Source organism: Aeromonas sp. 19NY04SH05-1 (genome assembly GCF_040581895.1).
GTDB lineage: Bacteria > Pseudomonadota > Gammaproteobacteria > Enterobacterales > Aeromonadaceae > Aeromonas > Aeromonas enteropelogenes.
In genome coordinates this window covers 208,075-221,775 of record NZ_CP095328.1, presented here as the reverse complement: position 1 = coordinate 221,775, position 13,701 = coordinate 208,075, and the positions used below count along the sequence as shown (strand labels likewise).

The 13,701-nt window shown below is 63.5% G+C and carries 12 protein-coding genes; 5 read left to right on the top strand and 7 right to left on the bottom strand.

Annotated elements, in window-relative coordinates; translation table 11 throughout:
• Positions 1–54 precede the first annotated feature (54 nt).
• From MRK42_RS01035 to MRK42_RS01025, 3 genes are all read left to right on the top strand, one after another.
• Complete coding sequence (locus MRK42_RS01035; RefSeq protein ID WP_354688767.1) at positions 55–876, top strand: AraC family transcriptional regulator; 822 nt, start codon at positions 55–57, stop codon at positions 874–876.
• 110 nt (positions 877–986) lie between these two features.
• Complete coding sequence (locus MRK42_RS01030) at positions 987–1,631, top strand: LysE family transporter (RefSeq protein WP_354688766.1); 645 nt, start codon at positions 987–989, stop codon at positions 1,629–1,631.
• Between the two features lie 296 nt (positions 1,632–1,927).
• The gene (locus tag MRK42_RS01025; RefSeq protein ID WP_354689035.1) at positions 1,928–2,962 is read left to right on the top strand and encodes a YeeE/YedE family protein; all 1,035 of its coding nucleotides are present in this window, start codon (positions 1,928–1,930) and stop codon (positions 2,960–2,962) included.
• Positions 2,963–3,025: 63 nt separating this feature from the next.
• Here the strand turns inward: MRK42_RS01025 and ompA are convergent, their stop codons facing one another.
• Positions 3,026–4,162 carry a porin OmpA gene (ompA, locus tag MRK42_RS01020; protein ID WP_042027132.1) on the bottom strand — a complete coding sequence of 379 codons (1,137 nt, stop codon included), beginning with the start codon at positions 4,160–4,162 and terminating at the stop codon, positions 3,026–3,028.
• 124 nt (positions 4,163–4,286) lie between these two features.
• Entirely contained in the window at positions 4,287–4,853 is a 567-nt protein-coding gene (locus tag MRK42_RS01015; RefSeq protein WP_026457072.1) for a TetR/AcrR family transcriptional regulator, read from the bottom strand.
• Positions 4,854–4,985: 132 nt separating this feature from the next.
• Between MRK42_RS01015 and MRK42_RS01010 the strand changes: the two genes are divergently transcribed.
• Positions 4,986–5,381 carry an HPP family protein gene (locus tag MRK42_RS01010; RefSeq protein WP_354689034.1) on the top strand — a complete coding sequence of 132 codons (396 nt, stop codon included), beginning with the start codon at positions 4,986–4,988 and terminating at the stop codon, positions 5,379–5,381.
• Between the two features lie 44 nt (positions 5,382–5,425).
• On the opposite strand, the gene ilvA is transcribed toward MRK42_RS01010, so the two are convergent.
• The 5 genes from ilvA to ilvG form a co-directional block, all read right to left on the bottom strand.
• Entirely contained in the window at positions 5,426–6,946 is a 1,521-nt protein-coding gene (gene ilvA, locus MRK42_RS01005) for a threonine ammonia-lyase, biosynthetic (RefSeq protein ID WP_042005589.1), read from the bottom strand.
• Positions 6,947–6,949: 3 nt separating this feature from the next.
• Positions 6,950–8,791, bottom strand: coding sequence for a dihydroxy-acid dehydratase (gene ilvD, locus MRK42_RS01000; RefSeq protein ID WP_354688765.1), 1,842 nt, complete (start codon positions 8,789–8,791; stop codon positions 6,950–6,952).
• A gap of 146 nt (positions 8,792–8,937) precedes the next feature.
• Positions 8,938–9,876, bottom strand: coding sequence for a branched-chain amino acid transaminase (locus tag MRK42_RS00995; RefSeq protein WP_354688764.1), 939 nt, complete (start codon positions 9,874–9,876; stop codon positions 8,938–8,940).
• 12 nt (positions 9,877–9,888) lie between these two features.
• Complete coding sequence (ilvM, locus tag MRK42_RS00990) at positions 9,889–10,140, bottom strand: acetolactate synthase 2 small subunit (protein ID WP_354688763.1); 252 nt, start codon at positions 10,138–10,140, stop codon at positions 9,889–9,891.
• Positions 10,137–11,783 carry an acetolactate synthase 2 catalytic subunit gene (gene ilvG / locus MRK42_RS00985; RefSeq protein WP_354688762.1) on the bottom strand — a complete coding sequence of 549 codons (1,647 nt, stop codon included), beginning with the start codon at positions 11,781–11,783 and terminating at the stop codon, positions 10,137–10,139. The genes ilvM and ilvG overlap by 4 nt, the downstream gene beginning before the upstream one ends.
• A 385-nt stretch (positions 11,784–12,168) precedes the next feature.
• Here ilvG and MRK42_RS00980 point away from each other — a divergent pair, with 385 nt between their 5' ends.
• Positions 12,169–13,683 carry a YifB family Mg chelatase-like AAA ATPase gene (locus MRK42_RS00980; RefSeq protein WP_354688761.1) on the top strand — a complete coding sequence of 505 codons (1,515 nt, stop codon included), beginning with the start codon at positions 12,169–12,171 and terminating at the stop codon, positions 13,681–13,683.
• The last annotated feature ends 18 nt before the right edge of the window (positions 13,684–13,701 follow it).

The following is a 13,701-nucleotide window of genomic DNA, read 5'->3' as shown; positions in this document are numbered from 1 at the left end:
TCGCGCTGCAATAATCTACAAGCCTTAAGCCGGCTTTCAGGTTATCAATAGACGATGAGCACACTCCACTCCCGCATCCACTACTGGCAATCCCGGCTGCTGCCGGGGGTTGAACTCTCCCACTCCCACCACAGGGAGTTCAGCTATGGCCGCCATGTTCACCTCGACTATCACATCGGTCTGGTGCAGCAGGGCGGCCAGAAATTCATCCACAAGGGCAGCAGCCACAACCTGGTGCGCGGCGAGCTCTCCACCGTCAACCCGGACGAGATGCACGACGGCCTGAGCCTACAGCCGGAAGGGTACGAGGTGCGGGTGTTCGCCATCGCCCCCGAACAACTGGCCATCTGGCTGCCGGACAGCCCTGAACCCTTTTTCGACAAGGGACTGCAGAGCCGTCCCGACCTCTATCTGGGTTTCGCCCGCCTGCACATGTATCTGGACGAGGCTCCTGAACCCGACGGTCTGCTGGCGGAGAGCCAGCTGCTGGCCCTGCTCGGCGAGCTGCTGCATCTCGCCCCCGAACGCCACGCCCTGGCCGATACCCAGCTCAGATACCTGCGCGACCATCTGCTGGCCCAGCTCGACGAGCGCCACAGCCTGGAGGATCTGGCCGCCCTGTTCGGGCTGGATCGCTTCGCCTTCCTGCGCCAGTTCAAGAAGAAGACTGGCATGACCCCCTACGCCTGGCTCAAGCGACTGCGGCTGGAGCGAAGCAAGCGCCTGCTCGGCAGCGGCCTGCCGGTGAGCGAGGTGGCGCTCGCGGTCGGCTTCTTCGATCAGAGCCACTTTCACCACGGGTTCCGGCAGGCCTTCGGCCTCACCCCCGCCGAATATCGCCAGCAGATGCGCCCCGTCTCAGTCGTACCGGACTGATGACGGCCACTGGCACGGACTGATCCGCGGCGATCGGTGCAATCTTTTACAATCAAACCGGCCTCGCCTCCTTCATCCTGTGACCTCATCATGCCGTTGAGGTTATGCCCATGTTTACCAGCCTGTTTCTGACCATAGGTCTTATCCATCTCGTTGCCCTGGCGAGCCCGGGCCCCGACTTCGCGCTGATCCTGCGCACCAGCCTGCACAGGCCCACCGCCCTTGGCGCGGCGCTGGGCATCGCGCTCGCCATCTTGCTGCACGCCACCCTGAGCCTGACCGGCATCAGCTTGCTGATCGCCGAACATCACTGGTTGTTCATGGCAGTGAAGATGATCGGCGCCCTCTATCTGGGTTGGCTCGGCTGGGGGGCGCTGATGGCCGCCTGGCAAGGGGCGGGTGAGCAGGCTTTCAAGGCCGGTGGCGAGCGCGCCGGTTGGCGCAAGGGGGTGCAGAGCGGCCTGGCCACCAACTTGCTCAACCCCAAGGCGCTGCTGTTCTTCATGGGACTGCTGGCCGCCATGGTGACGCCCCAGGTGGACGGCCTGACCCGGGGACTGCTGGTGCTGGAGCTGTTCCTGCTGTCGCTCTTCTGGTTCGGAGCCCTGGCCTGGAGCCTCTCCACCGTCCGGGCACAACGCCTGCTCGGCCGGGTTCAGCGCCCCCTCAACCTGGTGACCGGCCTGCTGTTTGGCGCCGTCAGCCTCTCCATCCTGGGTGGCATGCTGGGCGAACTCTCCCGCGCCTTCTCCTGATCAGTGAAGCGTCGCCCCCTGTCGTGCTGGCCCCTGTTGTGCACCATGTCGGCAGACTAGCCCCACTCTGCTGTTCACCCTGTGAGCAAGCCGCACAGTAAATTGATCTGGATGGGGTTTTCATTTCACTTTCGACGCGAAGAGCCAATCAGAACTGGTCCCGTTTGTCGTGGAGGAATAGGATGCTCGGCTATCTTCCATGACACACAGGAAACAACATCATGAATCGAAAATGGTCGCTCCCCATCGTGGCAATCGCGGGGGGAGCGTTACTCTGGCTAGGCAACACCTTTGGTATGAAATGGGCTCTGATGGCCCTGATTGGATTCGGTTTCGGCTTTACTCTCTCCTTCAGCCGCTTCGGCATCGTCTTCGGTTGGCGTGAAATGCTGACCAAGCGCAACAGCTACTATGTGCGGGTACACCTGCTCACCATCGCCATCGAGATTCTGCTGTTCACCACCTTTCTCTCCTTCAGCCACGCCCTGTTTGGTGATGCCATGGTGGGCAACGTGATGGCTATCGGCATTCCCTTCATCGTCGGCGCCTTCCTGTTCGGTATCGGCATGCAGCTGGCAGGCGTCTGTGCCACCGGCACTCTCTACTGCTGTGGCGAGGGGCAACCTCGCTTCTGGCTGGTGCTGATCTGCTACGGCATCGGCACCCTCATCAGCAACCAGTTCCGCCCCGAGCTGGAGGCCACCTTCTCCAGTCAGGTCGTGTTGGCCAAGGATCTGACCGGCAACCTCTGGAGCGGCATGCTGCTCAACCTGGCGCTGGTCGCCATGCTGTTCCTGCTGTTTCGCAAGAGCGAGCGGCAGTACACCGGCGAGATCAAGCCCATCTTCAGCGGCGGCAACCTGTTCTGGCGTGACGGTCGTTTCACCGTGCTGACCGGCGGCATCCTCATCGCCCTGCTCAACTCCAGCGTGGTCGCCCTGCATGGCTCGGCCTGGACCATCACCGGTGCCGTCTATGACATGGCGCTGCGCGGCGCCTCCCTGTTCGGCCTGTTCGAGGGGAACCCGAAACTGGCCCAGCCGCTGTTCATCAACCCCATGGTCGGCATGTTCTGGCTCGGCATCCTAGGGGCCATGTTGGCGCGCTGCATCAGCGGTGGCGGCAACTTCGCCCCGATCCGCCTCGGCAACAGCATGGCGGCCATTCTCGGCGGCCTGCTGATGGGCATGGGGGCCATGTACAGCGCCTGCAACCTGGGCGGCTTCTTCGATGGCACCGCCTCCGGTAGCCTGCACGGCTGGGTCTGGATGCTGATGGCCCTCGCCGGCAGCCTGATCGGCATCCGCCTGCGACCGCTGTTCGGGCTCTGATCTGCCACACGAAACACCATAAAAAACGGGAGGCCAGGCCTCCCGTTGTCATCTCTGCGGCGGTTACTGCGCCGGCTGGGAGACGCCTTCCAGATGGATTTCTACCCGACGATCCGGTGCCAGACAGGCGATCAGCTGCTGCCGGGACTGGCTGGCACAGCTGTCACCGGTCACCGGATTGGCCTTGCCACGCCCCTCGACCCGCACCTTGTCGGCATACAGACCCTTGCTGACCAGATAGTTGGCCACGCTTCTTGCACGTTGCTCGGAGAGGGAGAGGTTGTAGGTGTCGGAACCGATGCGATCCGTATAGCCCACCACGGTGGCCTCCCCGTCTTTCGGATTGGCCGCCACTATCTGGCTGAACAGGTTGTCCAGCGCCTGGTTGGCTTCCGGCTTCAGGGTTGCCTTGTTGAACTCGAACAATACGTCAGAGCTCAGGCTGAAAGTCTTGGGCGCCACCACGGGAGCGGGTTCGGCAACCACGGGGGCCGGTGCCGGCGCGGCGACCGTATCGCCGACTTGACCGAAGCGATAGAGCATGCCGACGGAGAGCAGGCCGTTGTCCAGCTCGATGCCGGACTCATCCAGCGAGGTCTTGCCGAGCGGCGTGGTGTACTGGTACTCGAGGCGAGCGGCCCAATCCTTGTCGATGGCGTATTCGATACCCAGCGCCCCGACAAAGGCCGCACCGTGATACTTGTTGCCCTTGCTCTCGGCAGACAGATTATTGCCAGGATTGGCCGAATCGCGATACCAGACAGAGACGTCGCTTTCGGTCCAGGCATAAGCGCCCCCCAGACGGCCATAGATATCCAGCGCCGAGGTGGCCGGGAAGCCAATCTTCATAGTCGCTTGCAGCATCTGGGCTTTAGCTTCGCCATTGAAAGCCGCTGACTCGGTCCCCCGAGCAGCCGTCTTGTCCAGCTTGTATTTGCCAAGCCAATCGTAACCAAATTCGAACGCCACATTCTGGTTCAGCTGATAGCCGGCAAAGGCACCAAGGCCAAGATCGTTATCCTTCTGGCCGGGATCAACCAAATCCAGCACGTCCTTAACCTGCTGGTCATAATCCACACCATAGAAATTGGACCAACCGGCCTTGCCACCGACATACCAGGTGTTGTCCTGGGCGGCGGCCTGTACCGCCCCCGTTGCCAGCAAACCACTGACCAGAACGGCAAGCATCGATTTTTTCATTTTTAGCCTCTGCAATAAGTCGTTATGGGCGCCTGAGTGCGCACTCTCCCTGTGTGAAGCCGTCAGGCGGCCTCGCCGTCACTCAGGGTATCCCATCCCGAAGAAGCCTCAAATGACCAGCAAGTCAGGAGTGTGAACTTGGCTGCATTATCGCCGCATCGTCGACCAAAATGGCCTGTGCCAGCGCACGAGCCTGCTCCAGCGCCGGCGGCTGCTGATAGCTGTGCGCCATTACTATGGCCCCCTCCAGCAGCAGGCAAAGCCCGGTGGCCTGCGCCAGATTGCAGTCGAGCCGGTGCATCACCCAGTTCAGCAGCGCCTGCTTGTGGGCAACCACCAGCTTGCGCACCGGATGGCGCGGGTCGGCAAACTCGGCGCTGGCGTTGATGAAGTTGCAGCCATAGAAATCGTTGCGGCCGAACCACTCCCCGAAGCCGTCGAACAGCGCCTGCAGGCAAGCCTCGCGCCCCATCAGCCCAGCCAGCCTCTGGTCGAGCAGGGCGAAGAACTCCCGGTCACGGGAGATCAGCACCTCCTCGATCAGCGCGTCCTTGGTGGGAAAGTGGCGATAGAGGGTGCGCTTGGTGCTGCCTGCTTCGGCCCAGATGCGATCCACACCGGTGGCATGAAAGCCATGGCGGTTGAACAGGCGATAGGCCGTCTCCACCAGTTGCTGACGCTTTTCACTCATGATTGCCTCTTGAAGTACACCGATCTGTCTACCTAATGTGCCTAATCACGACTGACAAACCAAGAGGGAACTGCAATGACAAGATGGTATGGCTCACTATGGGCGGGAAGCGGGGCGGCGTTGGCAATCGGCCTGTTGGGCTGGATGAACTTCAGCTGGCATGCAGCGCTGGTGATGGCACCTTTCGGGGCAAGCTGCGTGCTGCTGTTTTCACTGCCCCACAGCCCTCTCGCTCGCCCGAAGAACGTGCTGGGCGGCCACCTGCTGGCGGCTTGTGTCGGTCTGGCCGTCTCCTGGCTGCCGTTGCCGGTGGAGCTGCAGATGGCATTGGGGGTGGGGGTGGCCATCGCCCTGATGCAACAGCTGGATATCATCCACCCTCCGGCGGGCGCCAACCCCCTGCTGATCCTGATGACGGGACTGGACCTGCCCTTCCTGTGGCAGACTGTGTTACCCGGCACCCTGCTGCTGATTGCGCTGGCCTACGGTTTTCAGTGGCTCAGGCGACCTCGCCCGCAAACATCCTGAATGAAAAAGGGAGGCTGATGCCTCCCTCTGCTTTGCGCAGCCCCTCAACTGGCCAGAAACAGCCGGTAGGCGGGGTCGTCGCTCACCTCTTTCCAGCCGTAGCCAATCTCGTGCAGGTAGTCGTGGAAAGACGCCACATCCTCATCCGGCAGCTCGAAGGCGCACAGCACCCGGCCATAGTCGGCGCCGTGGTTGCGGTAGTGGAACAGGCTGATGTTCCAGCGACAGCCGAGGGTCTCGAGAAAGCGCATCAGGGCGCCCGGCTGCTCCGGAAACTTGAAGCTGTAGAGGCGCTCGCCGAGGGGCCGGGCCGGGCGGCCGCCAATCATGTAACGCACGTGGTTCTTGGCCAGCTCGCTCTCGGTCATGTTGACCACCGGATAGCCGTTGCCGCCGAGCTGATCGATGATCTGGCCCAGCTCCTCGTCACCGCCGCTGAGGCGCACCGAGACGAACAGCGACGCCTGCTCGGCATCGGCGTAACGGTAGTTGAACTCGGTCACCATGCGGGGCCCGAGCTGACGGCAGAAGTCGAGGAAGGCCCCCTTGCGCTCGGGGATGGTCACCGCCAGCATGCCCTCGCGCTTCTCGCCGATCTCGCAACGCTCGGAGACGTAGCGCAGGCTGTGGAAGTTGACATTGGCGCCGGACAGAATGGCCGCCATCCGGCCACCCTTCACCTGCTCCCGCTCGCTGTAGGCCTTGAGGCCGGCCAGCGACAGGGCCCCCGACGGCTCGGCGATGGCGCGGCAGTCGTCGAAGATGTCTTTCAGCGCGGCGCAGATCTGGTCGTTGGAGACGGTCACCACCTCGTCCAGATACTGGTTGCAGAGGCGAAAGGTCTCCTCGCCGATGCGCTTGACCGCCACCCCGTCCGCAAACAGCGAGACCCGCTCCAGATTGACCGGCTCACCGGCCGCCAGCGCGGCCTTGAGGCAGGCGGAGCCCTCCGCCTCCACCCCGATCACCTTGACGTCCGGCAGCAGCTGCTTGATGTAGACCGCCACCCCGGCGGCCAGCCCGCCGCCACCCACCGGCACGAAGACGTGGGTGAGATGGGTGTCCTGCTCCAGCAGCTCCTTGCCGATGGTGCCCTGCCCGGCGATCACCTCGACGTCGTCAAACGGCGGGATCAGGGTGTAGCCCTCCAACTCGGCGAGGCGACGGCTCTCGCCGTAGGCCTCGTCGAAGCTGTTGCCAAATAGCAGCACGTTGCCGCCCTGGCGGCGTACCGCATCGATCTTGATGTCCGGCGTGGTCTTGGGCATCACGATGATCGCCTTGATGCCGAGCCTGGCGGCCGACAGGGCGACCCCCTGGGCGTGGTTGCCGGCGGAGGCGGCGATGACGCCGCGCTCCTTCTGCTCCTGGGTCAGGGTGGCAATCTTGTGGTAGGCGCCGCGCAGTTTGAAGGAGTGGACCGGTTGCAGGTCCTCCCGCTTCAGACTGACGTGATTGCCGAGCCGCTCGGAGAGTTTTTTCAGGGTTTGCAAAGGGGTGACCCGCGCCGCCTCGTAGACGGGGGAGAGCAGCACCTTGCGTAGATAATCCGCAGCAGAGACCATGACTTATTCCCCCAACAGGGTGCGATCACGCACCGCGCCTTTATCTGCGCTGGTAGCGAACATGGCGTAGGCGCGCAGGGCAAAAGAGACCTGACGCTGGCGATCGAGTGGCTTCCAGCCACGGGCCTCGACGGCCACGCGGCGGGCAGCCAGCACGCTGTCGGCCACCTCCAGCACCATGCTGCGGGCCGGGATGTCGATGTTGATGATGTCGCCATCCTCCACCAGACCTATGGTGCCGCCAGAGGCCGCCTCCGGCGAGACGTGACCGATGGAGAGACCCGAGGTGCCGCCGGAGAAGCGGCCGTCGGTGATCAGCGCACACGCCTTGCCCAGCCCCATGGATTTCAGATAGGTGGTGGGGTAGAGCATCTCCTGCATGCCGGGGCCCCCTTTCGGACCCTCGTAGCGGATCACCACTACTTCACCTGCCTGGACTGTGCCATCCAGAATGCCGGCGACCGCCGTGTCCTGGCTCTCGAATACCCGGGCCGGGCCACGGAAGGTGAGGTTCTCCTCGTCCACCCCGGCGGTCTTGACGATGGCACCATTCAGCGCCAGGTTGCCGGCGAGCACGGCCAGGCCCCCCTCCAGGCTGTAGGCGTTGTCCAGCGAACGGATACAGCCCTCGGTGCGGTCCAGATCCAGCTCCGGCCAGCGGCAATCCTGGCTGAACGCCTTGGTGGTGCGGATGCCGGCCGGGCCGGCGCGGTAGAAGTCCACCACCTCCTGACTCGGCTGGCGGCTGACGTCATACTCGGCCAGCAGCTCCACCAGCGAGGTGCCCAGCACGTTGCGGGCGTCGCCGTGCACCAGGCCCGCCTTTTCCAGCTGGCCCAGGATGGCGATGACGCCACCGGCACGGTGCACGTCTTCCATGTGGTACTTCTGGGTGGAGGGCGCCACCTTGCACAACTGCGGCACCTTGCGGGACATGCGGTCAATGTCGGCCATGGTGAAGTCGACACCCGCCTCCTGGGCCGCCGCCAGCAGGTGCAGCACGGTATTGGTGGAGCCGCCCATGGCGATGTCGAGCGCCATGGCATTCTCGAACGCCGCCTTGGTGGCGATGTTGCGCGGCAGGGCACTAGTATCATCTTGTTCATACCAGCGCTTGGCCAGGGTCACGATGCGCTGGCCCGCCAGCTTGAACAGCTGCTCACGGTCTGCGTGGGTCGCCAGCAGTGAACCGTTGCCCGGCTGGGAGAGGCCCAGCGCCTCGGTCAGGCAGTTCATGGAGTTGGCGGTGAACATGCCGGAGCAGGAGCCGCAGGTGGGGCAGGCGCTGCGCTCCACCTGTTCGCTCTGGGCATCGGAGACCTTGGGGTCGGCGCCCTGGATCATGGCATCCACCAGATCCAGCTTGATGATCTGATCGGAGAGCTTGGTCTTGCCCGCTTCCATCGGGCCGCCGGAGACGAAGATCACCGGGATGTTGATGCGCAGGGCGGCCATCAGCATCCCCGGGGTGATCTTGTCGCAGTTGGAGATGCAGACCATGGCGTCGGCGCAGTGGGCGTTGACCATGTACTCCACCGAGTCGGCAATCAGCTCGCGCGACGGCAGGGAGTAGAGCATGCCGCCGTGGCCCATGGCGATGCCGTCATCCACAGCAATGGTGTTGAACTCCTTGGCGACCCCGCCGGCGGCCTCGATCTCCCGCGCCACCAGCTGGCCCAGATCCTTGAGGTGGACGTGGCCCGGTACGAACTGGGTGAAGGAGTTGACCACGGCGATGATGGGCTTGCCGAAATCCTGATCGGTCATGCCGGTGGCACGCCAGAGGGCGCGGGCCCCGGCCATGTTACGTCCGTGGGTGGTGGTGGCGGATCTCAACTTCGGCATTGTCTCTACTCCCTGAATGCCCAGCGGGCTCATTATCTTTGGAAATGAAAAAGTGACTCTCGGATCGGGAATCGATCCTGGTGAGGGCACCGCGCAGTGCCCTGACCGGAAGCGACTCGGGGAGGCATGACACCTCCCCTCTCTCATCAGTCGTTGACGGGTGTCAGCCAGCCCCACTTGTCTTCGGTCTGGCCGTTGAACAGGCCGAAGAAGGCGTTCTGCAACTGCTCGGTCACCGGACCGCGGCAACCGGCACCCACCTGCATCCGATCGACGGAGCGCACCGGGGTCACCTCGGCCGCTGTGCCGGTCATGAAGATCTCGTCTGCGACATACAGGGCCTCTCGGGGCAGCGCCTGCTCGCGCACCTCGTAACCCAGATCGCGGGCCAGCGTCATGATGGTGTCGCGGGTGATACCGGGCAGGATGGCGGCGGTAGCGGGCGGGGTGAACAACACGCCGTTCTTCACCAGGAACAGGTTCTCCCCCGCCCCTTCGCTCAGGTAACCGTTCACGTCCAGCGCCAGCCCCTCGGCGAAGCCGTTGCGCTTGGCCTCGCGACTGATCAGCTGGGAGGACAAATAGTTGCCACCCGCCTTGGCGCCGGTGGGAATGGTGTTGGGGGCGAGCCGGTTCCAGGAGGTGACGCACACATCCACCCCGTTCTTCAGCCCCTCTTCGCCCAGATAGGCGCCCCAGGGAATGGCCGCAACGATCACGTCGGCCTTGGCGTCCTTGGGAGGATGCAGGCCAAGGCCCACGTTACCGATGAAAGCCAGCGGGCGCAGGTAGCCGCTTTTCAGGCCGTTCTCGCGCACCACGGTGCGGCAGGCCTCATTGATCTCGGCCTCGTTGTAGGGAACCTCCATCCAGTAGATCTTGGCGGAATCGAACAGGCGACGAGTATGCTCCTGCAGGCGGAAGATGCAGGTGCCTCTCGGGGTATCGTAGGCTCGCACTCCTTCGAACACCGAGGAACCGTAGTGCAGGGCATGGCTCATCACGTGCACCTGGGCATCTTGCCAGGGGATCATTTTGCCGTTGAACCAGATATATTGCGGCTGGGATTGGGAAGGCTGTGACATTGGCTTGGCTCCTTAAGCTCTGATCCGGGGTTGCTGTTCCAGTGCATCGACCCGGGAAACGTCCACCAGCTTGACCAACTGGCTCCATAACTGCTGGATGGGACGCACCGATTCGACAGTAACCGTGATCCGCAGCTGTTGGCAATCCTGCTCCATGTTAAGGGCGCAGAGGTTGAAACCGCGGTGGCGCACCACCCGCAGCACCCGCTCCATCACTTCGGGTCTGGGCTGGGCATGGATTTGCAAGGTATTGACCTGGTTCATGGGCGTTGCTCCATCATCTTGTGGTTGGCGACTCCTGGCGGTACCAGGGGCCAGACATTTTCTTCCTCTGAAATGGCCACATGCAGCAGATAGGCGCTCTCGCTCGCCAGCAGACGGTCGAGGGCCGGGGCTATCTCCTCCTTGCATGTGATGGTCTCGCCCGGAATGCCGAAGGCGGCGGCCAGGGCGACGAAGTCGGGGTTGTCGGAGAGGATGGTCTCGCTGTAGCGGCCGTCGAAGAACAGCTCCTGCCACTGGCGCACCATGCCGAGGCGTTGGTTGTCCAGCAGCACCATCTTCACCTTGAGCTGGGCCCGGCGGATGGTGCCGAGCTCCTGCACGTTCATCATGAAAGAGCCGTCGCCGCTCACCAGCAACACCTCATCTTCAGGGCGCGACATCTTGGCACCGATGGCGGCCGGCAGGCCGAACCCCATGGTGCCGAGGCCGGCACTGGAGAGGTGGTTGCGCGGGCTGGTGAAGCGCATATGCTGGGCCACCCACATCTGATGCTGACCCACGTCGCAGGCCACCACGCTGCTCTCCGGCAACCTGGCAGAGAGCTGCTTGAGCAGGGCCGGAGCATAGATAGGCTGGCCGGGATGGTCGTAGCGAAATGCGTACTCGCGGGCCATGTTCGCGCAATGCTCACGCCAGGGCTCGATGGAGAGGGACATGGCGAGGCGCGGCAACACCTGTTTCAGATCCTGAGTGATGCCCACCTCGGCGGCGCGGCGCTTGCCGAACTCGGCGGCGTCCACATCCAGATGGATCACCTTGGCCTCGGGGGCGAACTCCTCCAGCTTGCCGGTCACCCGATCGTCGAAACGGGCACCCACCACCACCAGCAGATCGCACTGCTGCACCGCATAGTTGGCGGCCTTGGTGCCGTGCATGCCGAGCATGCCGAGATAAACGGGGCTGTCGGGGTCGAGCGCCCCTATCCCCTTGAGGGTGGTGACTGCAGGCATGCCGGTGGCGGCGGCAAAGTCGCGCAGCTGCTGCTCGGCGTTGGCCATCCCCACCCCGCCACCAACGTAGAGCACCGGGCGCTCGGCGGCGGCCAGCAGGGTGCGAGCGGCCGTCAGCTCGGCCGGATTGAGATGCTCGGGCTCCGCCACCGCAAACAGCGGACTCTGGGCCGGCACTGCGGCCAGTTGCACGTCCTTGGGCAGGTCGATCAGCACCGGGCCGGGGCGCCCTTCACTGGCGATGGCGAACGCCTCGGCAATCACCTGAGGCAAATCCGCCACGTCCGTCACCATGAAGGAGTGCTTGGTGCAGGAGAGGGACATGCCGAGCACGTCCACTTCCTGGAACGCATCTGTCCCCACGGCGGCACAGGGCACCTGACCACTGATGGCCACCAGCGGCACCGAGTCGAGCAACGCCTCCGCCAGACCGGTCACCAGGTTGGTGGCGCCCGGGCCCGAGGTGGCGATGCAGACCCCCACCTGACCGGAGGCGCGGGCATAACCCACCGCCGCCATGGCGGCACCCTGCTCGTGGCGGCAAAGCTGGTGAGCCAGATCACCGTCATACAGGGCATCGTAGACCGGCATGATGGCCCCGCCCGGGTAACCAAACACCTGGGTCACCCCCTGTTTCTTGAGAGCCTGTACCAAAAACTGCGCGCCGTTCATCTGGAAAATCCTGTCCTTTGGTCGAAAAAAAACCCCCGGGCCGTGAGGCTCGGGGGTCGCTTGTTTCGTTCTGTCCGGTGGTGGGTCTATCCCTTGTTCCGTGCAGCCAAACGAGCCCCGAGCGGTGAGATAATAATCACCACTAGGACCACAATAATGCTGACGAAACGGGAGGCCATGTTCATAGTTACAACCGGAAATCCTGTGAAATTGGGGCGGTTTATGCCGCGAATGGCTATTAGAACTAGCACGGTGATTTTTATTGGGCAAGCGTTTTTTTAGATGACAACCCTCTGATTTTGGCTATTTAGCAGCCGACGGATTGGGATAAAAAACCACCAAAAAGCAGTTAACCAGAACATATACCAACTCAAGGACGAGATTTATGTCATTAGCTGTGGTTTATAGCCGTGCCAGCTTAGGTGTCGCGGCCCCGCAAGTCACGGTGGAGGTACACCTCTCCAACGGTCTGCCCGCCTTCAACATGGTAGGCCTGCCGGAAACCTCGGTGAAGGAGTCGCGGGATCGGGTGCGCAGCGCCCTGCTTAACGGCAATTTCGAGTTTCCGTCCAAACACATCACGGTCAATCTGGCCCCCGCCGATCTGCCCAAGGAGGGGGGCCGTTTCGATCTGGCCATCGCCATCGGTATTCTCGCCGCTTCCAAGCAGATACCGGCAAAATACCTGCTCGATCACGAATTTTTAGGGGAACTGGCCCTGACCGGCGAGATCCGCCCCGTGCTCGGCGTGCTACCCGCCGTGCTCGCCTGCCGCGATGCGGGTCGCACCCTGCTGGTACCGCGGGAGAACGGCCCCGAGGCCTCGCTGATCCAGGACGCCGAGGTGCGCACCGCCCACCAGCTGCTGGCCGTCACCGCCTGGCTGGCGGGCCAGTACGAGCTGCCGCTGCCGGATCCCCAGAGCACGGAGAGCCTGCCTGACGTGCCGGACCTGCAGGACGTGATCGGCCAGTCCCAGGCCAAGCGGGCGCTGGAGATCGCTGCCGCCGGCAGCCACAACCTGCTGTTCATTGGCCCGCCCGGTACCGGCAAGAGTATGCTGGCCAGCCGCCTGCCCGGCATTCTGCCGCCGCTGAGCGAGCAGGAGGCGCAGCAAACCGCCGCCATCCACTCCATCGGCGGCCTCACCCCGCGCGCCGGCCACTGGCACCACAGGCCCTATCGAACGCCCCACCACAGCGCCTCGGCGGTGGCACTGGTGGGCGGTGGCAGTCACCCGCGTCCCGGCGAAATATCCCTGGCCCACAACGGGGTGCTGTTCCTCGACGAGCTGCCTGAGTTCGAGCGCAAGGTGCTCGATTCCCTGCGTGAACCGCTGGAGACGGGGCACATCACCATCAGTCGTGCCGCCCGTCAGGTCGATTTCCCCGCCCGCTTCCAGCTGGTCGGCGCCATGAACCCCAGCCCTTGCGGCCACTATGGCGACGGCCAGACCCGCTCCAGCCCGGACCAGATCCTGCGCTACCTCGGCAAGCTCTCCGGCCCCTTCCTAGACCGCTTCGACCTGACAGTGGAGGTGCCACTGCTGCCCAAGGGGAGCCTGACCGGTAAGGCGGAGCGGGGGGAGTCGAGCCAACAGATCCGCGAGCGGGTGCTGGCGGCGCGCGAGCGCATGCTGAGTCGCAATGGCAAGCTCAACAACCTGCTTGATAGCCGTGAAATCGAAGATATTTGCCGATTATCGCCACAGGATGCCGAATTTCTGGAGAACGCCATCCAGAAGCTCGGACTCAGCATCCGGGCTTGGCACCGCATCCTGCGGGTATCGCGTACCATCGCCGATCTGGCGGGGCAGCCTGTCATTAGCAAGGAGCACCTGATCGAGGCGCTCGGCTATCGCGCCATGGACCGCCTGCTCTCCAGATTGCGAAGCGGCTGAGCTGAGGAAGCGTCTCAC